At 63.2% G+C, this 20,847-nt stretch carries 19 protein-coding genes; 6 read left to right on the top strand and 13 right to left on the bottom strand.

From position 1 onward, the window contains the following. Positions 1 to 279 precede the first annotated feature (279 nt). From V6N07_RS18365 to V6N07_RS18350, 4 genes are all read right to left on the bottom strand, one after another. Positions 280 to 3,588, bottom strand: a complete 3,309-nt coding sequence (locus V6N07_RS18365; protein WP_371158504.1) for an error-prone DNA polymerase — start codon at positions 3,586 to 3,588, stop codon at positions 280 to 282. Positions 3,589 to 3,918: 330 nt separating this feature from the next. Further along, positions 3,919 to 5,520 (bottom strand): DNA polymerase Y family protein, encoded by a 1,602-nt coding sequence (locus tag V6N07_RS18360; RefSeq protein WP_371158502.1) that lies wholly within the window; start codon positions 5,518 to 5,520, stop codon positions 3,919 to 3,921. After that, positions 5,414 to 6,079, bottom strand: coding sequence for an ImuA family protein (locus V6N07_RS18355; protein ID WP_371158500.1), 666 nt, complete (start codon positions 6,077 to 6,079; stop codon positions 5,414 to 5,416). Before V6N07_RS18355 ends, V6N07_RS18360 begins: the two co-directional genes overlap by 107 nt. A 104-nt stretch (positions 6,080 to 6,183) precedes the next feature. Next, positions 6,184 to 7,326 (bottom strand): zinc ABC transporter substrate-binding protein, encoded by a 1,143-nt coding sequence (locus tag V6N07_RS18350; protein ID WP_371158498.1) that lies wholly within the window; start codon positions 7,324 to 7,326, stop codon positions 6,184 to 6,186. 69 nt (positions 7,327 to 7,395) lie between these two features. On the opposite strand from V6N07_RS18350, the gene V6N07_RS18345 reads away from it, so the two are divergent. Genes V6N07_RS18345 through V6N07_RS18335 form a run of 3 tightly spaced genes read left to right on the top strand, consistent with a single transcriptional unit; the run spans position 7,396 to position 9,403 of the window. Beyond that, the gene (locus tag V6N07_RS18345) at positions 7,396 to 7,860 is read left to right on the top strand and encodes a Fur family transcriptional regulator (RefSeq protein ID WP_371158496.1); all 465 of its coding nucleotides are present in this window, start codon (positions 7,396 to 7,398) and stop codon (positions 7,858 to 7,860) included. Then, positions 7,857 to 8,600, top strand: coding sequence for a metal ABC transporter ATP-binding protein (locus V6N07_RS18340; protein WP_371158494.1), 744 nt, complete (start codon positions 7,857 to 7,859; stop codon positions 8,598 to 8,600). The genes V6N07_RS18345 and V6N07_RS18340 overlap by 4 nt, the downstream gene beginning before the upstream one ends. Continuing rightward, positions 8,597 to 9,403 (top strand): metal ABC transporter permease, encoded by an 807-nt coding sequence (locus V6N07_RS18335; protein WP_371158492.1) that lies wholly within the window; start codon positions 8,597 to 8,599, stop codon positions 9,401 to 9,403. Before V6N07_RS18340 ends, V6N07_RS18335 begins: the two co-directional genes overlap by 4 nt. A 154-nt stretch (positions 9,404 to 9,557) precedes the next feature. Here V6N07_RS18335 and V6N07_RS18330 read toward each other — a convergent pair whose 3' ends face one another. Beyond that, positions 9,558 to 9,968, bottom strand: a complete 411-nt coding sequence (locus tag V6N07_RS18330; RefSeq protein ID WP_371158490.1) for an Rrf2 family transcriptional regulator — start codon at positions 9,966 to 9,968, stop codon at positions 9,558 to 9,560. A gap of 105 nt (positions 9,969 to 10,073) precedes the next feature. Between V6N07_RS18330 and V6N07_RS18325 the strand changes: the two genes are divergently transcribed. Together V6N07_RS18325 and V6N07_RS18320 are read left to right on the top strand one after the other, a co-directional pair. Further along, positions 10,074 to 11,288 (top strand): GTP-binding protein, encoded by a 1,215-nt coding sequence (locus V6N07_RS18325; RefSeq protein ID WP_371158488.1) that lies wholly within the window; start codon positions 10,074 to 10,076, stop codon positions 11,286 to 11,288. After that, a complete protein-coding gene (locus V6N07_RS18320; protein ID WP_371158486.1) occupies positions 11,285 to 11,920 on the top strand; it encodes a DUF1826 domain-containing protein in 636 nt (211 codons plus the stop codon). The genes V6N07_RS18325 and V6N07_RS18320 overlap by 4 nt, the downstream gene beginning before the upstream one ends. 55 nt (positions 11,921 to 11,975) lie before the next feature. On the opposite strand, the gene V6N07_RS18315 is transcribed toward V6N07_RS18320, so the two are convergent. From V6N07_RS18315 to V6N07_RS18280, 8 genes are all read right to left on the bottom strand, one after another. Next, positions 11,976 to 12,791, bottom strand: coding sequence for a phosphodiesterase (locus V6N07_RS18315; RefSeq protein WP_371158484.1), 816 nt, complete (start codon positions 12,789 to 12,791; stop codon positions 11,976 to 11,978). Next, positions 12,791 to 13,822, bottom strand: a complete 1,032-nt coding sequence (locus V6N07_RS18310) for an ABC transporter ATP-binding protein (RefSeq protein ID WP_371158482.1) — start codon at positions 13,820 to 13,822, stop codon at positions 12,791 to 12,793. The genes V6N07_RS18315 and V6N07_RS18310 overlap by 1 nt, the downstream gene beginning before the upstream one ends. Further along, positions 13,819 to 14,607 carry an ABC transporter permease gene (locus V6N07_RS18305; RefSeq protein WP_371158480.1) on the bottom strand — a complete coding sequence of 263 codons (789 nt, stop codon included), beginning with the start codon at positions 14,605 to 14,607 and terminating at the stop codon, positions 13,819 to 13,821. The genes V6N07_RS18310 and V6N07_RS18305 overlap by 4 nt, the downstream gene beginning before the upstream one ends. 3 nt (positions 14,608 to 14,610) lie before the next feature. Continuing rightward, the gene (locus V6N07_RS18300) at positions 14,611 to 15,414 is read right to left on the bottom strand and encodes an ABC transporter permease (protein ID WP_371158479.1); all 804 of its coding nucleotides are present in this window, start codon (positions 15,412 to 15,414) and stop codon (positions 14,611 to 14,613) included. A gap of 59 nt (positions 15,415 to 15,473) precedes the next feature. Beyond that, positions 15,474 to 16,469, bottom strand: coding sequence for an ABC transporter substrate-binding protein (locus tag V6N07_RS18295; RefSeq protein ID WP_371158477.1), 996 nt, complete (start codon positions 16,467 to 16,469; stop codon positions 15,474 to 15,476). Between the two features lie 4 nt (positions 16,470 to 16,473). Next, entirely contained in the window at positions 16,474 to 17,562 is a 1,089-nt protein-coding gene (locus tag V6N07_RS18290; protein ID WP_371158475.1) for a LacI family DNA-binding transcriptional regulator, read from the bottom strand. 1,121 nt (positions 17,563 to 18,683) lie between these two features. After that, positions 18,684 to 19,367 (bottom strand): hypothetical protein, encoded by a 684-nt coding sequence (locus tag V6N07_RS18285; RefSeq protein WP_371158473.1) that lies wholly within the window; start codon positions 19,365 to 19,367, stop codon positions 18,684 to 18,686. 95 nt (positions 19,368 to 19,462) lie between these two features. Further along, entirely contained in the window at positions 19,463 to 20,623 is a 1,161-nt protein-coding gene (locus V6N07_RS18280) for a hypothetical protein (protein ID WP_371158471.1), read from the bottom strand. A 90-nt stretch (positions 20,624 to 20,713) separates the two neighbouring features. Here V6N07_RS18280 and V6N07_RS18275 point away from each other — a divergent pair. Further along, a partial coding sequence (locus tag V6N07_RS18275) for a transposase (RefSeq protein WP_371158506.1) occupies positions 20,714 to 20,847 on the top strand: 134 nt, incomplete at its 3' end.

Here is a 20,847-nt window from a genome sequence, read left to right as displayed (position 1 = left end):
TGCGTCTCAAGACGTGGGAGAGTAGGTCATCGCCAAACCTAAAAATCACACCAATTCTCCATAAACACAAATAAAACACAAAAACCCCCAGTTGGATAAACACCAACCGGGGGTTCTTGCGTCACAAACACACCAAAATAATAATACCAGCAGGAACCGCGTCAAAACGTCCCTGCATGGACGCGTGGAACCCACAACGCCTTAATCGCCAATAAGATGGCTTGTCCGGCGGAAGGGGCAGAACCGCATCAGACGCCAGTCCATCGCCAAACCCAAACCTCAATGAAAATCACGTGACTTCGGGATAACCCGAACATCACGCGGATGCCGCGAGGTATGGCTCGGGAGAGGTGCCTTCACATGGTCCGCCCGGGAAAGATCCGGCGCCAACTCATCCTCGGACAGACGCGACAAAACGTCGTTTCGATCCTCGATACGATGGGCCACAACGTGTACGACGGCATCGTCGAATTGCACGTGGCCATGCACTGCCATCAGGCGCGCTGACATGATCGGACGGCGATAGGTCGTGAACAGGTCAGGCCAGATGACGATATTCACCACGCCGGCCTCGTCCTCGAGGGTGACGAAGCATACACCCTTCGCGCTCCCGGGTTTTTGGCGGATCAGGACAAGGCCCGCAACGGAGCATCGCGCGTTGAAACGCAATGCACGGAGGTCGGAGGATCTGACATAGCCGGCGCGGTTCATCGCGCGACGCATGAAAGACATCGGATGCGCTTTCAATGACAGGCGCGCCGTCTGATAATCGGTCACGACATGTTCCCGCAGTGGCATCGCCGGTAGGATGTGGGGCGCTTCGTCCCCGACATCCTTGGCATCACCATGGGCGAACAGGGGCAGGTCCGGCGCGTTCCGAATGGCCTTTGCGTCCCACAGGGCCTGACGACGGTCAATGCCGCAGGATCGGAAGGCATCGGCATTCGCCAGATGCTCGCAGGTGCGTTTGGAGACACCTGTGCGGCGTCGCATGTCCTCGACCCCGGAATAGGGGTGACCGCGATGCGCCATCAGGCGATAGGCCTCCTCCTGCTTCAAACCCGACACCTGGCGAAAGCCGAGACGCAGGGCATGGCCCGTGCCCTCCGGCTCCAGCGTGCAGTCCCAGTCTGAAAAGTTCACATCCACCGGCAGAACGCGCACACCGGATCGTCGCGCCATATCGACGATCTGTGCCGGGGCGTAGAACCCCATCGGTTGGGAATTGAGAAGCGCGCAGGCGAAAACGTCCGGGTGATGGCATTTGAGATAGCTTGATACGTAGACCAGATGCGCGAAACTGGCCGCGTGGGATTCGGGGAAGCCGTATTCCCCGAACCCTTCGATCTGGCTGAAGCAACGGGCGGCGAAATCGGGGTCGTAGCCCCGTGCCACCATACGCCCGACCATCCGTTCCTTGTGGTCCGATACCAATCCCTTGGATCTGAATGTGGCCATTGCCTTGCGAAGCTGGTTCGCCTCCGCGCCCGAGAAACGGGCGGCGACGAGGGCGATCTTCATCGCCTGTTCCTGAAAGATCGGAACGCCCAAGGTGCGCCCGAGGATCTTTTTCAACTCGTCCGGGTCATGCGGTGGTCCGGGTTGGGGGTAATCGATGGAATCAGCCGTCTCGCCGCTGCGCCGACGTTTCAGGTATGGGTGCACCATGTCGCCCTGGATCGGACCGGGGCGAACGATGGCGACCTGTACCACCAAATCATAGAACTGACGCGGTCGCAGCTTGGGCAGCATGGCCATCTGCGCCCGGCTTTCGACCTGAAACACACCAAGCGAGTCGCCCCTGCACAACATGTCATAGGTCGCTTCGTCCCCTTCCTTGACCGTGGCCAGCTCCATCTCGATCGCCTTGTGTGCGCGCAACAGGCCGAAGCACTTGGCGATGCACGTCAGCATCCCAAGGGCCAGCACGTCCATCTTGAAGATGCCCAATGTCTCGATGTCGTCCTTGTCCCATTCGACGAAGCTGCGATCCGGCATGGCGCCATTTCCAATGGGAACGGTCGCGGTCAATGCCTCTTTCGTCAGAATGAATCCACCGACGTGTTGCCCGAGGTGGCGTGGCATTCCGATCAATTGGTCCGTCAGCTTGAGGACACGCCGGATATGCGGATCGGCGATGTTCACGCCGGTTTCCTCGGGGTGCATGTCTCGCGTGGACTGCCCCCAGCTGCCCCACGTCGTCTTGGCCAGGGCAGAGGTCACATCCTCGGACAGGCCCATGACCTTGCCTACTTCGCGAACCGCCATCCGGGGGCGGTAGTGGATGACCGTCGCGCAGAGCCCGGCATGGGCCCGACCGTAGCGTGCATAGATATGTTGGATGACTTCTTCGCGTCGCTCATGTTCGAAATCGACGTCGATATCCGGTGGTTCATTGCGGTCGGCGGACATGAAGCGTTCGAACAGAACATCGTTCAGGGCCGGATCGACAGACGTGATCCAGAGGCAGAAGCAGACGGCGGAATTGGCCGCCGACCCGCGTCCCTGACACAGAATGCCCTGACGCCGTCCGAAGGCGACGATTTCCTGAATGGTGATGAAATAGCGTGCCAGGTCCCGCTCGGAGATGAAGGCGAGTTCCATCTCGATCGCATCGCGTACCTTTTGGGGGATGCCATCCGGGTACCGGCGGGCCGCGCCCTCTTCCGTCAGGATACGCAGATGCGCATCGGGACTGCGGCCCTTGGGAATGTCGTCTTCGGGGTATTCGTATTTCAGTTCGGTCAGTGAAAAATTCAGCCGATCGGCGATGGCAAGGCTTTCGGCGATGGCATGGGGCCACCGATCGAACAGGCGGATCATTTCCTGCGGAGATTTCAGATGCCGTTCGGCATTGGCGGCCAGGTGAAACCCGGCGTCGGCCAGTTTCACCTTTTCGCGGATACAGGTCATCACGTCCTGAAGGGGGCGTCTTTCAGGCGCGTGATACAGCACATCGTTTGTGGCAACGCTGGCCAGTCCATGCTGCCGGGCCAACCGGTCCAACCGTTCGATCCGTGTGTGATCATTGCCCCGATAGTGGTGGATAAGGGCGATATGGCTCAGCCGGGGCAGGCGGGCCGTCAGGCGCGGGAGGTCGGCTTCGAAAGCGGAGAGGTCCTCGGGTGGTATGACGATCAGGATGTTGCCATCCTGATGTGCGGCCAGATCCGCCAAGCTTATGTCGCAGCGTCCCTTGGCCTGCCATGCTCCGTCAAGGTCATGCCGGCGCCCCTTGGAGATCAGCTGACACAGGCGCCCATATGCGGCGCGATCGGTGGGATAGGCCAGAAATTCCGCTCCACAGGCAAGGATCAACCGGGTGCCGATCAGGGGGGTCATCTGTGCGGTTGTCGCCTCGGCGTGCAGGCGCACGACACCGGCCATGGAATTGCGATCCGCGATGCCGATGCGATCATACCCCATGGAATATGCCGTCTCCACCAGGTCGACGGCATCCGAGGCCCCATGCAGGAACGAGAAATTGGACGCCAAGCCCAGTTCCACGAATGCGGCGCGCGGGTTGCGGGTGAACGGCTGGTTCGGGTCGAGGGTGCGTTTGTCAGGGGTGAGCGGAGCGTCGGGCATCTTGTCAGTCTGAAATCACCTCGGATGGATCGAATATGGCGGGTCGGGCAGGGGGCTCTGCCCCCGTCACCCCGGTGACCCCCCCCGAGGTATTTGCAGCCAGAGGAAGGGGGCGTGATTTTCCGAGCAGCCCGTAACATGTTGTTGAGCAGTATCCTGCAGGTTGTTGTTGCGGCGCAGGCTGAGGGCCCGATCGCCGTTCCAAGGGAAGGCCCCCCGTGGTCGTGCCGCCAAGCTGATGCCGGTCGCGGGGGCGCTGGACCTTGGGCCATGCACGGGGCCGCGGCGTGGTCATGGGCGTGGTCCGATCCGGTGTTTCGCGCAGTCGCCTCATGCAAACAGCCCGTGCAGAAACCAGTCCGGGTCCGCGCCGCGTCCATCGCCGGCTATTCCCTCGCGAAACAGCCAGTAACGCGCCCCGTCCGTGACCTCGACCTTGTAGTAGTCGCGCAGACGGGCGCTGGCCGCCGCGCGCCACCATTCCGGTGACAGACGTTCCGGCCCCTGATGTCGGCGGATCAAATAGGGCTTCCGGCGCCATTTGAAGCGGACGGGCGGCCCTTCGGGTACGGCATAGAGAACCTCGATCCGTTCCGGTGTCTGCAACAGGCGCACCGGGCGGTCACGGGCAGGGGCGACCATGCCGCCGCCGCCCAGGCCCCCGGGGGCCAACAGGTCGGCGCGTCCGCCGCGCAGCGCCGGTTTCCAAGTTTCAGCGCGTTCGGGGATATGGCTTTCGCGCGGTGCAGGACATTGCACGGCCTGCGGGCCAAGGCGGCTGCTCAGCCGGTCGATAAGGGTGGCGGTGGCGACATCGGCGTCATCCCCACCATCCAGCCGGGCCTGGGCGCTGCTCTGGTGTTCGATCCGGGTCGCTTCGACCGCGATCGTGTCAAAGCCGAACCCCGCGTCGAGGGTCTCGAACCGTCTCTCCATCAGGCGATACAGATGCGCAGGATCGCGGCTGGCACGGGCAGTCAAGGCTTCGAAACCGGTCACGCGACCGTCCACGTGGTACAGGTCGAGGCGAATGGCCCGTGCCCCCTGACCATCCCGGGCCATGTCCTGACACAGCATCTGCATCAGGCCCGGCAGCGAGGGTTGCGGGTCGAGGATCGGTTCGGCGAGGCGCTGCACCTGACGATACCGGCGCGGGGGGGCGGCGCTGACCACCGGTTCGGGCAGGTGCCCGAGGGCCTGATCCAGACGTCGCAAGGGTGTCATCAGCGTCTTGCCATCACGCCCGAACCGCCGGTTCAGCGTGGCGCGGGGAATGGCCATCAGGTCGCCGATCCGCTTCAGGCCGAGGCGACGCAGTGTCAGCAATGTTGCCCCATCCAGACGCAGCGCCGCCACGGGCAGGGCAGCAAGGCGGGCGCGGAGCGCATCGGGGTGGCTGATTTCCTGCGTGCCACCATAGTGCGCCAAGGCCCACGCGGCCCCATGCGTGGGGGCCACGGCAAGGCGTGTTTCCTGCCCGAGGTCACCAAGGCGGGCGGACATGTCGGTCAGCATCCCGGCCTCGCCCCCCCAAAGATGGGACGATCCGGTGGTGTCGAGAACGATACCGTCGGCCCCGTCGCTGGCGGACCAGGGGCACCAGCGACGGGCCCAGAGCGTCAAACGCCCGAGGGCCGCCGCATCCCCGGCCAGATCCGCGGGCAGTGCGACGAGGTCGGGGCACAATGCACGTACATCGACGACACGGGTTCCGGTGGTGATGCCAAGATCGGCGGCTGCTGTGCTGACGGCATGGATGACCGGCCCGTGCTGGCCGTCTACCGCCAGAACGAAAGGCGTCTCGGGGCCATGGTCCGGCGGGGCGTCATCCCACGGCGCGGGTGTCGGGCGCGGGGATCGGCTGCGGACCCGTTCCCACCGCGCCATCGCGAAGCGGGGCATCCAGATGCAGGCGATGCGTCGCGCGGTCATGGGCAACCATCCAGATACCGGGGGGCCTGCGCCGCGACCGGAACAGGTCTGCCATCCAGCGCGGGGTGCCCGGCGCACGGGAATCCAGCATGTTCGGCGTCGATAGAGCGGCCGATACGTGCCAGCGGTCCGGGGCGACCGACAGCCCCGGCTCTGCGTCCGGGCGCAACAGCCAGAGCGGCACGCCCGACCGTTGCGATCGCAGCGCCAATCGTTTGCTGGCCGTGAAATCCAGCACGCGGGGCGTGCCCCAGACTTCTCCGATGACGGCGGACAGTGCGGCGCATTCCAATCCCTCCTCCATCGCCCAAAGCGCCTCGGCGGCCGTGCGTGCCGCGACCCTCAAGATGGGCTTATCTTCTCCGATGATTCCCGCGATGCCCCGCGTATAGGGCAGGCCGCCTTCCTGGGCGGACAGCCGATCCTGCACCCACAGGATCGGGCCGCTCCGCCCGAGCGTATCCAGCTGCGCAAGTACCAGCGCGGTGGCTGCTGCGTCGCGGGCGGTGCCGAAGGCTTCGGTCACGGCAGGAAGGCGCGTCTCCGAGGTGGGCGGCATGACAGGGGCATCCCGAGAATCGTTACAGGTGTTCCTGTAATGTTCTCATTTTCGACGCCCTTGTCGAGTCCCCTTTGGGGATGTGTCAGCAGGTTGTGATCCCGTCAGCGGGACAGGCACCCTGCCATGTCATTGGCCAATGCGCTGATCAGGTCGGGGTAGAACCCGCTCCCCTGTGTCAGATTCGTGCCAAGCGGATCGATCGTCGCAAGGGTGGCGCCGCTGCCTTCGACGACGGTTTCGGCCAGGCCGGCAGGAAACTGAGGCTCCGTGAACAGGCACGCAATTCCATCATCGGCGATTCTGTCCTGAAGTTCCGCGATGCGTGCGGCGCCCGGCGTGGTCGCATCCCCCAGCCTGATTGCCCCGGATGACGCGATGTCGAAGCGGTCCTCGAAGTATCCATAGGCATCGTGGAACACGAGGTAGGCCGCGTCGCCCACGCTTGCCAGACGTGTCTCCACCTCGGTCGACACGGCTGCGATTTCCGCCTGACCGGCCACTGCGTTGGCGCGATAGAGTTCTGCGTTTTCCGGATCTGCCGTGGCCAGTGTTTCGGCCAGGGTTGCCAGCCACAGGGCACCGTTCACCGGGTCAAGCCAGGCGTGCGGGTCGACATCGTCGGCACCATGATCGTGACCGTCGCCCACGAAATGACCTTCCTCTTCATGGTCGTCGCCATGCTCGGCATGATCATCATGGGCATGCTCTTCGCCATGCTCTTCGTGCTCGTCGTGGGCGTGCTCTTCGTCATGATCTTCATGATCGTCGTGCGCATGATCGTCGTGGTCAGCCTCCCCATGATCGTCGTGCCCATGATCCTCATGACCCTCATGATCATCATGCCCGTGATCATCGTGATCATCGTGATCGTCCTCACCGCCATGAGCGCCGTGGTCGTGGTCGTCCGAGAACGGGCGCAGGATCGTGCCCTCCACCTCTGTCAGGGTCACGCGCGTGGCGTCGCCGGCAAGCGTGTCCAGCGAATTTTCCAACCAGGGGGTCAAGCCTGCGCCGATCCAGACGACAACATCCGCCTGTTCCAGTTTTCCCGCCTCGGACGGACGCATCGAATACCCATGGGGAGAGGCACCGGGCGGCAGCAGGAGTTCGGGCGTGCCGACCCCATCCATGACGCGGGACACAAGGCCATGAACCGGCAGGATATCAGTCACGACACGGGGCACATCGGCCGTGGCGGCGGCGGGGGCTGCAACCAGGGCCGACAGAAGGAGGAGACGCGTCATCATGAAACCTTTCGCATGTATCAGATGGACCGGGTTGCTAGATGTAATAGTATAACATATCAACCCCGCATGGCGCCCCTTGGTTTCGACCCTCATGATCACGATGATTGCATCCGCGACGCGGTTGCGGCCGCGCAGGCGCGCTGTGATGCGCGTGGCCTTCAACTGACGCCGGTGCGTCGTCGCGTGTTGGAAATTCTGCTGCACCGCCACCGGGCGGTCGGGGCCTACGAGATCCTCGACACCCTGCGCGCCGAAGGCCTGGGGTCTCAGCCGCCCGTTGCCTATCGCGCGCTGGATTTCCTGACGAAGCACGGGCTGGCCCATCGGATCGAGCGTTTGAACGCCTTCGTTGCCTGTACCCATCCACAGGCACAACACGATCCGGCCTTCCTGATCTGCCGCGCCTGCGAGGCGGTGGCCGAAACCGATGCGGATCTTGGCGAGATGGCCACGAAAGGCGGCTTTCAGGCCGAGCAGACCGTGGTAGAGATCGAAGGCCTGTGCCCAAGGTGTCAAAAGGACCGGCCATGACCAAACCGCTGGTGCAATTGGACCACCTGACGATCCGACATGGACAGCAGGTCGTGTTGCGGGACGTGACCCTCGGGATCGCTCCGGGTGAGATCGTGACGATCGTCGGTCCGAACGGATCCGGGAAATCGACCGTGCTGCGGGCCTTGATCGGGGCAATCCGCCCTGCTTCGGGCCGGGTGACCCGGCAGGCCGGGTTGCGGATCGGTTATGTCCCGCAGAAGCTCTCGATCGATCCGACCCTGCCGTTGACCGTCCGCCGGTTCCTCAGCCTGCCACACCGCGTCGATGACGCGCGCGCGGGACAGGCCCTCGATACCGCCGGGGTTGGCGCGCTGTGGGGCCGTCAGATGACGGACCTGTCGGGGGGGCAGTTTCAGCGCGTCCTGCTTGCCCGGGCCCTGTTGTCCAACCCGCAGCTTCTGGTTCTGGACGAGGCAACTCAAGGTCTGGATCAGCCGGGGTCTGCCGCCTTCTATCGTCAGATCGAAGCGATCCGCAGCGATCTGGGATGTGCCGTTCTGATGGTCAGCCACGAGTTGCACGTCGTAATGGCCGCCTCCGACAGGGTGATCTGTCTGAACGGACATGTCTGTTGCGAAGGCCGTCCGGAACATGTGGCCACCGCGCCGGAATACCGCGCCCTGTTCGGAACCGGGACGCAGGGGGCGCTTGCACTGTACCGGCATGAACACAGCCATTCGCACGACCACGACCACACGCACGAGGCTGCGGAATGACCCTGTTCGACAGTTTTCTGACCCGCGCGACCTTGGCCGGTGTGGGCGTCGCGCTTGCGGCCGGGCCGCTGGGCTGTTTCGTGGTCTGGCGGCGCATGGCCTATTTCGGGGATGCAACGGCCCACGCCTCGATCCTGGGCGTCGCACTCGCACTGGCATTTTCGGTGTCGGTCTTTGCCGGCGCGCTTCTGGTTTCCCTTGCGATGGCGCTGGCGATCACGCTGCTTTCCGGGCGGGGCTACGGGGCGGATACCCTGCTGGGCGTCCTTGCCCATTCCGCACTGGCCGCAGGTCTGGTTGCCGTGTCCTTCCTGCCGGGGGTGCGCATCGACCTGATGGCTTACCTGTTCGGCGACATCCTTGCCGTGGGCAAGCTGGATCTGGCCGTCATCTGGGCGGGGGCGGCATTGGTCACCGGGCTGTTGGCATGGCGCTGGCAAAGCCTGCTGACGGCGACCCTGAACCCCGATCTGGCGCAGGCCAGCGGGATCGATCCCGCGCGTGAACAGATGATCCTGACCATCGCGCTGGCCGTCGTGGTTGCGGTGGCGATCAAGGTTGTGGGGGCATTGCTGATCTCGGCCCTGTTGGTCATTCCTGCCGCGGCGGCGCGGCCCCTGTCATCGACACCGGAACGCATGGCGCTGATGGCGGCCGCGATCGGCGCGGCCTCCGCGCTTGGCGGCATGCAGATATCCTACAGTTTCGACACCCCCACGGGCCCCACGATCGTCTGTCTTGCAGCGGCGATGTTCGTGCTGGCCAATACCGGCGCGCGCAGGATTGCGCGCAGGTTCCGATAGGCTGACCCCGCGCCGTGGGAGGTGGAAGCACACCCTCTGGCGATCCGGCGGTCGACGACCCGCACGATCGCAAGTCGGCCCGGCCTTCGGATCCGGCCCCCGAGGATCGGGAGGCTGTCTGAAAGCCGCCTTCCGGAGGCAACGGTCAGCCTGATCAGAGGCCGCCACCACGCACTTCGGAAATGGACGTTTCCCGCAGTTTCTGAACGAGGTTTTCCTCGATTTCCCTGAGAACCTCCGAGACCCGTTCATGCAATGCATGTTCGACCGAACAGGTCGGCACATCGCCTGCCTCGTCCGTTGCAACCATCCGTTCATCCAGCGCCAGATAGACATCCGCCAGCGTGATATCCCGAGGCTGCCGGGCCAACCGCCACCCGCCGGAATGGCCCTTTTCAGACGTCAACAGACCTGCTTGGCGCAGTTTCCCCAAGACACGCCGGACGACGACGGGGTTGGTCCCTGCGTGTTCGGCAATGTCGGCGGATGTGCGCATGCGGTCAGGGCTCCCTGCCATGTGGCTGAGGGTGTGCAGGGCAAGTGATAGTCGAGAATTACGCTTCATCTGCGGACTTTCTCCCGAGCAGGCAGTATATGCAACTTTGATAGTTGCATATAAGATGTAACTGAATAAGTTGCGTGAATGTACTGGTCAGTTTCGGAGCTTCCTATGTCAGACACACGCCTTCCCGTCACGGTGCTTTCCGGTTTTCTCGGAGCTGGCAAGACCACGCTGCTGAATCGCGTCCTCAACAATCGGGAGGGGCGGCGCGTTGCGGTCATCGTGAACGACATGTCCGAGGTGAACATCGATGCCGATCTCGTGCGTGCGGATACGGAACTCAGCCGAACGGATGAGACATTGGTCGAAATGTCCAATGGGTGCATCTGCTGCACCCTGCGCGATGACTTGCTGGACGAGGTCCGCAAGCTCGCCGCCGAGCGGCGGTTCGACTATCTGCTGATCGAATCCACGGGCATCTCCGAACCGCTTCCGGTCGCGGCGACCTTCGATTTTCGTGATGAGTACGGCAACAGCCTGTCGGATGTCGCGCGACTGGATACGATGGTAACCGTCGTGGACGCGGTGAACCTGCTCAATGATTATTCCAGCCATGATTTCCTGCGCGACCGGGGCGAGCAGATGGGCGAGGAAGACGAGCGGACCCTCGTGCACCTGCTGACCGATCAGATAGAGTTTGCCGATGTCGTGATCCTGAACAAGGTCGCGGATGCGGGCGCCGACAAGGTCGATGCCGCCCGCAAGATCATTCGCAGCCTGAACGCGGATGCCGAGATCATCGAAACCAACCAGTCCGATGTGGCAGCGGAAAAGATCCTCGACACCGGGTTGTTCGATTTCGAGCAGGCGCACGAACATCCGATGTGGGCCAAGGAACTCTATGGTTTTGCCGATCACGTCCCCGAAACCGAGGAGTATGGCGTCGCGTCATACATCTACCGGGCACAGGCGCCATTCATTCCGGAAAGGATCCTTGCCGTGCTCAACGGTGACCTGCCCGGCGTGATCCGCGCAAAGGGTCATTTCTGGATCGCAACCCGGCCCGAGTGGGTTGCGGAGTTTTCCCTTGCCGGGTCGTTGTCCAGCGTCAAACCCATCGGGACATGGTGGGCGAACGTGCCCAAGGACCGCTGGCCGGACCACGTGGCCACGTCTGACTACATGGCGCAGCACTGGTCCGAACCATGGGGCGACCGGCGGCAGGAACTGGTCTTCATCGGTGCGGGCATCGACTGGGCGGCGCTTCGAGCCCGACTGAACGCCTGTCTCGTGCCGGCGGTCATGGCCTCCGGACCTGATGCCCTGCCGCTCGACATGCCCGATCCGTTCCCGGGCTGGCGTCGAATGGAGGATGCGGCATGACTTTCGCGCGCCCGATCGATCGGGGCACCACGACCGGCGTTGCCTTTGCGGACACGCCCGAAGACCTGATGGCTTTCCTGAAGCCAAGCTGCGCGGCGGCGATCTGGCGTCGGCAGCCGGCCGCCGATTTTCAGGACTGGATCGATGGCCTTGATCCGGCCTCGTTGCCGCAAGGACGTGTCGTCCTGCGGCCCGACACCGTGAGGACGGCCGTGACACAGTTGTGCGAGAGTGCCAAGACACCGCAAAGCCCCCAACTTGCACGGCTGATCGATGATATCGACGCGCTTGCGAATATCTTCGCGAACCTGATGCAGGCGCCCTACGTGCGTCTTCGATTGCAGGCCGTCACGTCCAATGCGTGCCGCAAGTTTCATGTCGATGCGATCAGGGCCCGCCTGGTCTGCACCTATCGCGGTCAGGGGACGCAATACGGACTCTCGGTTGACGGTCAGGACCCCGCGCAGGTCTTTTCGGTGCCACCCGGCACGCCGATCCTGCTGCGTGGAACGCAATGGCCAGAACGGCCTGCCGCGGGTCTGCTCCATCGCTCTCCGCCCATCGAAGGCACGGGCGAAACCCGCCTCCTGCTCGTCCTCGATGCCGCAGGCGGCCCGGAGGATGATATGTGATCCCGACGCCTGCGCGTCGTGCCTTCTGTGACGGTCCTGCCTTGCTCCGAACCGCTCAGTCCTGAAAAGGCCAGGGGCCGGGAAAGTTTCCCGTCGGGATGACGTCCGAGACCAGTCCCGCCCCGGGCTGATCGAGCCATCGATGGACCGTGACGGCCCCGGGTTCCAGCACCAGCCGGGGGTCTGGCCCGTTGCGATGATCGGTCAGGACCGCATGGCAGGTTGCGGGCGCGATCTGGCAGGTCACGCGCCCTATCTGGCCGGTCAGGGCGCGGTGGACATGGCCTGACAACATGCGCACAGGCCCGGGATGTGCCGCGAGCCGCGCGATCAGCGTCGCGCCATTGCGCAGGTTGTCCGCATCCATCGCGGGAATCCCTGCATGCATGACGGGATGGTGGGTGGCCACGATGGCAGGCTGATCGCCGATCCGGGACAGCGCGGTATCGAGGAAGTCCATGCCCGCGTCACACATCATCCCGTGGTGCGCGCCTTCCAGCAACGTGTCGAGGCCGATCACCGAGAATGGACCGAAATCCCGTATCCATTGCACGGGACCCTGGCGAGGTATCCAGGATGCGTCCGCCAACGCCTGTCTCATCGGCCTGCGCTGATCGTGGTTGCCGGGTATGGCCAGCCACGGCAGGGCGAGGCCGTCCATGATGGACAGGAAATGCGCGTATTCCTCCGGCGTGCCATGATCGGTCAGGTCGCCCGTGACGACGGCACAATCGATCCCGTTCCACAGCGGCAACTTGGCGTTGATCGTCTCAACGGCGCGGCGCAGCGCCTCGGCCGTGTCGGAGCGTCCGCAGGCCAACGCGCCGGGGGCGACGATATGGGTGTCGGTGATCTGAATGAAGCCGGGCATCACGCGGCCCTGTCCGCTGGCAGGACGAGCAGCGCCTCTGGCAGGATGGACAGGCGCACCTCCTCCCCCGTTCGCGGGGCGCTGAGCCCCGCATGCAGCATGAAAAGCGGCCCGGTCATCGCGCCGGACAGGGCGATCCGATAATGCGTGCCGAGGAACGTCACTGCTTCGACCCGGGCCGTAACCGGGCCGTTCTGATCGATCCGTATATCCTCGGCCCGCACCAGAACCTGCTGGCCGTCGGCGGCCTTGGGCAGGGTCAGAACACCACCCGGCAGATGCAACTGCGCATGCTCGATGCGTCCCTCCAGCGGCATGGCATCGCCGACGAAGCGGGCGACGAAGCAGCTGGCCGGGTTGCGGTAGAGCGCTTCGGGCGTGCCGATCTGGGCAACCTCGCCCTGACTCATCACGGCCACGCGGTCGGCAATCGCCATCGCCTCGTCCTGATCATGGGTCACGAAGATCGCGGTGATCCCGAACTGGCGCAGAAGCAGCGCCAGCTCGTCGCGCAGATGACTGCGCAGCGCGGCGTCCAGCGCCGACAGAGGTTCGTCCAGCAGCAGAATCCGGGGGCGCGGCGCCATTGCGCGGGCCAGCGCGACGCGCTGCCTCTGGCCACCGGACAGAGCGGTGATCGCGCGGTCGGCATAGGGTCTCAGGCGGCACAGGTCGATGACCTCGTCCACGCGCGCGGCGATCTCGGCCTTGGACAGCTTCTGCATCTTCAGCCCGTAACCGATATTGCCGCGCACCGACATGTTGGGGAACAACGCGTAGGACTGGAACACCATGCCGATCATGCGGCGTTCCACCGATTGATGGGTCACGTCCTCTCCGTCGAAGACGATGGCGGCGCCGGGATCCGGCGTTTCAAGCCCTGCAATGATGCGCAGGAGGGTGGACTTGCCGCAACCTGACGGCCCGAGGAGCGCGAGGATCTCGCCCTTCCCGATCTCGAGGTCGGTAGGCCGCAGCGCTTTGGTGCCGCCGGGAAAGGTCTTGGCGATATTTGCAAGTGTCAGCGTCATTGCATGATCCTTTGTGCGCGGGCACTGGCCCATTGCATGGCCATCAGAAGCGGGACGATCATCACGAAGAAAACCAACGTATAGGCCGAGGCGACTTCCAGCCGCATGGAGGCGTAGCTGTCGGCAAGGCCCACGGGCAGCGTTTTCAGATAGGGCGTGTGCAACATCCAGGTCAGGTTGAATTCGCCGATCGACAGGGTCACGACGGTCAGCGCGCCGGCAAGGATGCCGGGCATCGCATTCGGCACGACGATATCGATGAACCGCCGCGCCGGGCCCGCCCCCAGAGAGGCCGCGCCTTCCTCGAGCGTCTTCAGGTCGATAGCGGCCAGCACCGACAGGACGGACCGCACCATGAAGGGCAGCGTATAGAGGACGTGCCCGACAAGGATGAATGTCCAGCTGGTCCGGAACCCCTGAACCGAGCCGTAGAGTTGCAGGAGCGCCAGCGCCAGCGCGAGGCCGGGGATCGCGAGGGGGAGCGAGATGAATTCCTCCAGCACGCGTGAAAGCCGGCCGGGATTGCGCGCCAGAACGTAAGCCGCCGGAACCCCGAGCACGAGCGTGACGACAAGGCAAGCCAGCGCCAGCCAGATCGACAGGAAGATGCTGCCGGAATAGAGCTGCCAGACCTGACCGATCCATTTCAGCGTCAGGCCCGAGGACAGGCCACGGAAGTAGTTTACCGTCAGCCCGGCAAGGATCGACTGGATGATGGGGATCAGCAGGAAGGCGCAGGCCAGCAGCGTGACGGCAAGGGGGACGTGTCGGGCGACGTGTCTCATCGCTCAGCCCCCTGCCGCGACGGCGCCGCCGGAGAAGCTGCGCGCGATCAGCAGCATCGCCCATGTGACAAGGCCCAGCACGACGGACAGCGCGGAGGCCATGGCGATATTCGCCGACAGGGTGAATTCCGTGTAGATCACCATCGGCAGCACGTCGATGTCGGTGGCCAGGGTGAAGGCGGTGCCGAAGGCCCCCATGGCGGTGGCAAAGGCGATGGCCCCGGCGGCGATCAGCGCGGGCGCAAGCGCGGGCAGCAGCACATCCACCACGATCCGCCACGGCGGCGCGCCCAGCGTGCGCGCGGCTTCCTCCAGCGCCGGGTCGAGCTTTTCGGCGGCCGCCATGACCGTCAGCAAGACCCGTGGAATCGAGAAATAGAGATAGCCGAGGAACAACCCGGTGATCGAATAGGCAAACACCCAGTATCCGGGCAGAAGCTGATTCACGAGGCCCTGCCGCCCACCCAACAGGATGATCATGAAGCCCACCACGACGCCGGGAAAGGCCAGCGGCAGGGTCAGGATCGACAACAGCACGTTCCGACCCACGAAGCGGTTGCGCACGAGGTACAGCCCCGCCGTGGTCGAAATCGCCAGCGCGGCGACCGTGACGGCAAGCGAGACCACGACCGTCTGCAACAGCGTCGACAGGTAGCGTGGCGTCTGCAGAATCTGCAGGTAGATGCCCCAGCCCCTATCGCTTTCCCCCGAGGCGAGGATCAGTCGTCCCAGCGGGATTGCCAGAAACGCCAGCGTGAAGATCGACAGCGGCAGCAGGCAGAGGAAAACGAAGTGCCTTCGGGACATTCCTGGATCCGATCTGAGCGAGGTGCCGGGCAGGCGTGTGCCGGCCCGGCGTTTCGGGGTTACTCGACTTCGTTCAGGTAACGCTCGCCAAAGGAGGCCTGGGCGCGTTCCATTTCGGCGTAGTCCACGGCCACGGCCCGCTCGTAATCGGAGGCCGGCAGGAACTTGTCGGCCACTTCGGCTGGCAGTTCGACCGGGCGTGCAGGCTGAAGATAGGCATTGGTCCAGATCGCCTGTCCCTCGTCCGACAGGATGAAATCCAGCACGCGCTTGCCCGCATCGGGGTTGGGCGCACCGGCCACCAAGCTCATGACATAGGGCACGCGGACCGAGCCTTCGCAGGGCAGGACGAACTCGAAATTGCCGTCTTCCTCGTATTTCCCGCGATAGGCGTTGAAATCGTAGTCGAACAGGATCGGAATCTCGCCCGACACGACGCGCGCGTAGGAGGTCTGCTTGGGCACGATCGGGTCGTTTTCGGCCAGTGCGTTGAAATACTCGATCGCCGGGTCGAAATTGCCCAGATCGCCACCATTGGCGAGATTCACGGCCACGGCACCGGCATAGCCGACGAAGGCCGAGGACGGATCGAGATAGCCGACCATGCCACGGTATTCGGGCTTGGTCAGATCACCCCAGCACTGGGGCACGGGCGCGCCGGCCAGGGCGTCGACGTTCACGAACATCCCGAGCGTGCCGTAGTGGATGGCAAACCAGTTGCCTTCAGGGTCCTTCAGGCCCTCGGGGATGTCGTCGAAACCTTCGGGTTTGTAGGGTTCCACCACGCCTTCGGTGCCGGCCTTGATGCCGGTGGTGACACCGTAATAGGCCACGTCGGCCACCGGGCTGGCCCGCTCGGCCAGAAGCTGACTTAGGGTCTGGCCCGAGTTCTTGTTGTCATGCGGCATCTGGATGTCGAGCTTTTCGTCGATCGCCTCGAGCATCGAAGCCCAGTCCGCCCATTGCGGCGGGCAGTTGTAGCAGATGGCATCCTCGGCCAAGGCCGGCGCTGCAACCATGGTTGCGAGTAGCGCCGACAAAGCGGTATGTTTCATGGGTTCATCCTTGTTTGAGATCGGTCTTGAGCAAGTGAACTGACGGCGGCCAGGTCGCACCCTGGTCGTCGTCGCGGCTTTCCGTGCGGGGCGGCGCAAGCGTGCCCCCCGCACGAAAATTGATGGGCAAGGGCGGCTGCTGAATGCACGGCCCCCCCTGCATCAGGTCCAGCAAGGTGTGCGCGGCCTGGCGTCCCATGGCGCCGGGCGCGGTTTCGATCGTCGCCAGCGGGATGTCGAGAAGACGTCCGATCTCGACCCCGTCGAAGCCCACCACCGAAAGATCCCTTGGCACGCTCTTGCCCATGAGCCGGGCGGCCTTTTGTACCGCGATGGCCAGAAAATCGTTCGAGGCGAAGACTGCGCTCAGCCCGTCGAGCGTCGAAAGGATTTCGGCCAGAAGCCGGGGCGTATTGGCCTCGGCTTCGCTCAGCTCGATCAGCGCCGGGTCTGGCAAACCCCGTGCACGACATTCCGCGTGAAATCCCGCATAGCGGTTGCGTGATCGGTCCGAGGTGGAGAACCGCAGCGCCAGGAAGGCCGTTCGCCTGTGACCCAATTCGCAGAAGCGGCGGGCGACCTCACGCGCGGCTTCGAAATTGTCCACATGAGCGCTGGGCAGGCCTTCGATCGGGTCATGGAACATGAGCGACAAGGGAAAGCCGCGCTGCCTTGCCCGCGTCAGCGCCACGCTCTGTTCCGGCGCAACCATAGTCACGATCAGGCCATCGACGTCCTTGGCCAGCAAGGTTGCAATGGCTTGATTGTCGGCCTCCCCATCATAGTTCGAGCTTGCGATCAGAATCTGATAACCGGTGCCCGACAGCGCCTCCTGCACGCCCTGGACCGCTTCGGCAAAAACGGGATTGGCAAGCGACGGCACGAGGCAGCCGATCGTCATGCTTCGGCTGCTTTGCAGGGCCCGCCCGATCGCGCTGAAGGAAAACCCGAGCTCCTGCGCGGCTTTCTCCACCCGTTCGCACACCTCCGCACTGGCGGGGCCGGATCGGTTGAGCACACGGCTGGCCGTCGCGATGCCGCAGCCGGCCTCCCTCGCGACGTCCTTGATGGTGATTTTCTGCCTCTGGCTCACGCGATTCTCTGGTGTGAAAACGTTTCCAGTTGGCCGATAAGGAATATTCGTCACAACAGTGTGACAGCATTCCGCCTGTGCCAGCGGCATGGCCATTCTGGTGATGCCGCGGGACGGAATGGGGGGCTTACCTTCAACGACAGGCTTGGGCCGACCCCTATGATCGGATGGGGCGCCCTTGAGTATGTCGAGCATGACGGGAACTACGGTGTGGCAATGCGCCCCTTTTGGGTTCGAAAGCCCATGGCCGCGCCCCCGCCATCCTTGTACTGTCAGCGCCCACCCGATGGGGCATAGCTGTACGCTCGAAGCGTCCATACAAGCTATCGAAGGACGCTTCGTGGAATTGGATCAGGTTCACTTGGTCGAAATCGAACCTTTTGCCCGATCTCTCCCTCAAGGATTTCGCGCTGACCACCTGAAAGGCATGGGAAACGCGGTCGCACCCCAACCTCAACATGCGAAAAGCCACGCGCGCGGCGAAGCATTACGCCCCTTGAGATTTGAATGTGTTAAACCATCCTTTGCGCACAAAGGATTTCGCGGACTACGCGCAAAGGTTTTCGCGGTCAGGTTTCAGCACGCACCGGCTCTCATCGTGGCTCTCCATCCCTGCATTTTAATCCTTTCACAGCGAGCATGGAAGCCCAGTGCGCCTCGCGACAGCTTCCCGGTCTTCATCAGAAATGGCAGGAGACACTCCGGGCCTACATGCATTGGCTGAGCGGGATCCTCCCGGCGCTCGTCACGCGTGCGCGCTTGTATCTGCAACCACCACGGCAATCTGGGTTAAGGCGGGCGGTACGCGGTCATTAACTGTATCCGCATCCCCCCGCGTCAGCCTCCCGGCTGACTTGGCGGACATGGAGACCTAAGTCATGTGCAGAAGCTACAAGTGTCTTCGCTGAACTGCGCATGCAGCATCTTGGCCTTAGCTCGCACCGTGGATGTCCATAAGAAGATCCGGATTTGTCCCTTGGCCGAGCAATTCCTCCTTAAGATCCCGTAGAATCGGCAAGATCTTGTCGCGTCGCCGCTGGAGGTTGGCACTCGGTTTACGGCGGCCAATAAGATCAACTTCGACTTTCTCGATGATCGCCAGGAAATCTTCGGCCAGGGGGTCAATGCCAGACACAAGGGCCGTGGGGTCCTTGAGGCGCCACCTGAGAAGACCTGCGAGCAGAAAGGGCGCGTATCCGCGGCAGGTGCTCGTCGCGAGGCAACCTAACCTTGAACTCTGCCAATCGATGCAAAGGGGCATTCTTGACGATTTCATCGATGTCATACGAGCGGCTGGGGCGGTCCGGCCGTCTGAGGCAGAGCAATGACGCCAGAAAGGCTGAGCCACTCAGAAAGAGAACAATCATGACGGCGACGAACTCGCTCATGCGTCCGCCGTGGGTCCGGATCCGAGGCTGGCGCCATCTCAGTGTTCCGCATGACCTTCTGGATTTCCGAAAACGCCTGGAGGCGTTCGTGTTGCGACCAGCTTTGTGCCGTCCGAAAATGGAACGGACATCGCGCCCCTCAGGCCTGATCGTCCAGCCAAGTGCCCGAAAGGCGGCTTCTGCCTCGCCACGAATGAGGCGCCTTGTTGCCTGATACTTCACCAGCGGCACCACATAAGCGATCTCGTTGTCTTCGCACGAATAGTGACGCTTGACTTCGAGAACCGACAGGCATTCCGGGTGACTGGCCTCAATCCAGCAGGCGATGCGCACCAGATCTTCTTTGAGGCGCTGCTCGGCCGCCATTGTGCGTTCCATCGCGGCGAGGGTTTCTGGGGAACGTTCAATCTCGGTCATGGGATGCGCTTACCGACCAGCCTGCCGTCGTTAGGTCCGCGAGCCTGATCAGGTGCCCTCGCCAGGCGGGGCCATCCTTGAACGCGCCGATTGGCTCAACATGCGCTTTTTTGAGGCGCGCCATCACGGACCGAGCAGTAGTCTTTGTCTGCTTGGCCAGCTTCCAGATCATGGTTGCCGTCCACCAGCGGAGGGAGGTCTATTGCGACTACGGTCTCCATGAACTCAGCCTCACGGAGCAGATCATATTGTTTGCGCGACACGCCGAGTAGATCACGCAGAGCCTTCAGATCGCCGAAGCGACACCTGTTTGCGAGGACGGTATCGACCGTCGTTCTGTGGATCACGGTGTGCCGGTAGCCGAAACCCCGGCTGTAGAGTTTGCCATCGATTTGCTTGTTGGCGACAGCGTCTACGATGCGATCCGGCCGAATACCGATCATGCGCGCCGCCTCTGCAGCCGACACCCACACCCGTTCGAGTTCTGGAGACAGATCAATGGCACCGACATAGGCACCGTCGAACTCCTCACCGACAACCTTTGCGAGCCCAGACCGGATGTCATTATATGCCGGGTGACTGAACCGCATCAGACGTTGATACCAACGGCCGAGCCTTTCCGGAGCGGTCGAGGCGCATCGTTCTCCGCGCTGCAAGCGCGCCGAGGAATCTTTCCGGAATGCACCGGGCCAATCACAGATCAAATCTGTTGCGGTGGCGAGGAAACGCCTCGCTTCTTCGATCGTCTTCGGGATGGTTGTCTTTCCGTGCTTCCCGGACCGGGTTGCAGCACCAGATGCTGCCAGAAAGAAGATAAACTCGCCGATGTCGCCGGGAGTCCGGAACGCCAACGCTGGGGGCAGTGAGGACCGGCTCGGATGCATCTCTCCGCCCGCGAGCGCGGAGATTGCGAGTTCTGCGTTGGTGGCTTTGTTTCGCTCGAGATGCAGGAGCGACCCGCCACATGCGCACGCGCCGTAGCCGCCTTTTCCTGGCATGAGCGAATTCCAGCAGATCGGACATTGGTCTACCAGCAGGAGGTCATGTTCCGTGCATGCGGTCACGAAAACATGCCGCCAGGATTGCCGATGTGGGCGCCCCTCGTTGATGCAGGCGGGACAAACCGGCGCACTGTGCAACCGCTCGAAACGCCGGTTAAGGACGGGACCCTCAGCTCTCCACCGTGGACTAATCGCGGCAGGTAGACCCTGCTCCACGTTCAGGTTCTTCTTCACAGTCGCGAGGTCCTCAATCATCCTGTGGCCATAGCTCGCGCCTCCTAAACTGGTCCCCTCAAACCGGACAGTCGGCCAAGGTGTATCCCGAGCCTTTGAAGGGATACGAGAATGGCAAAGCGCCGGAACTTTGCAGATCAGTTTAAGGCTAAGGTGGCGTTGGAAGCGCTGCGTGGTGATAAGACAGTGCAGGAGATCGCGGCAAAGCATCAACTGCATCCGAACCAAGTTAGCACATCGAAGCG

Origin of the sequence: Jannaschia sp. 2305UL9-9 (genome assembly GCF_041403465.1) — a bacterium.
GTDB lineage: Bacteria > Pseudomonadota > Alphaproteobacteria > Rhodobacterales > Rhodobacteraceae > Jannaschia.
Note: the sequence above shows the minus strand (reverse complement) of the source record. Positions and strands in the feature narration are given on the sequence as shown.

Coding starts and splice junctions, on each gene's coding strand:
- V6N07_RS18360 (WP_371158502.1), bottom strand. CDS start 5,520: ATGACCGCGCGACGCATCGCCTGCATCTGGATGCCCCGCTTCGCGATG.
- V6N07_RS18355 (WP_371158500.1), bottom strand. CDS start 6,079: ATGCCGCCCACCTCGGAGACGCGCCTTCCTGCCGTGACCGAAGCCTTC.
- V6N07_RS18305 (WP_371158480.1), bottom strand. CDS start 14,607: ATGAGACACGTCGCCCGACACGTCCCCCTTGCCGTCACGCTGCTGGCC.
- V6N07_RS18295 (WP_371158477.1), bottom strand. CDS start 16,469: ATGAAACATACCGCTTTGTCGGCGCTACTCGCAACCATGGTTGCAGCG.
- V6N07_RS18320 (WP_371158486.1), top strand. CDS start 11,285: ATGACTTTCGCGCGCCCGATCGATCGGGGCACCACGACCGGCGTTGCC.
- V6N07_RS18365 (WP_371158504.1), bottom strand. CDS start 3,588: ATGCCCGACGCTCCGCTCACCCCTGACAAACGCACCCTCGACCCGAAC.
- V6N07_RS18325 (WP_371158488.1), top strand. CDS start 10,074: ATGTCAGACACACGCCTTCCCGTCACGGTGCTTTCCGGTTTTCTCGGA.
- V6N07_RS18285 (WP_371158473.1), bottom strand. CDS start 19,367: ATGACCGAGATTGAACGTTCCCCAGAAACCCTCGCCGCGATGGAACGC.
- V6N07_RS18335 (WP_371158492.1), top strand. CDS start 8,597: ATGACCCTGTTCGACAGTTTTCTGACCCGCGCGACCTTGGCCGGTGTG.
- V6N07_RS18280 (WP_371158471.1), bottom strand. CDS start 20,623: ATGATTGAGGACCTCGCGACTGTGAAGAAGAACCTGAACGTGGAGCAG.
- V6N07_RS18350 (WP_371158498.1), bottom strand. CDS start 7,326: ATGACGCGTCTCCTCCTTCTGTCGGCCCTGGTTGCAGCCCCCGCCGCC.
- V6N07_RS18340 (WP_371158494.1), top strand. CDS start 7,857: ATGACCAAACCGCTGGTGCAATTGGACCACCTGACGATCCGACATGGA.
- V6N07_RS18315 (WP_371158484.1), bottom strand. CDS start 12,791: ATGCCCGGCTTCATTCAGATCACCGACACCCATATCGTCGCCCCCGGC.
- V6N07_RS18300 (WP_371158479.1), bottom strand. CDS start 15,414: ATGTCCCGAAGGCACTTCGTTTTCCTCTGCCTGCTGCCGCTGTCGATC.
- V6N07_RS18345 (WP_371158496.1), top strand. CDS start 7,396: ATGGCGCCCCTTGGTTTCGACCCTCATGATCACGATGATTGCATCCGC.
- V6N07_RS18330 (WP_371158490.1), bottom strand. CDS start 9,968: ATGAAGCGTAATTCTCGACTATCACTTGCCCTGCACACCCTCAGCCAC.
- V6N07_RS18310 (WP_371158482.1), bottom strand. CDS start 13,822: ATGACGCTGACACTTGCAAATATCGCCAAGACCTTTCCCGGCGGCACC.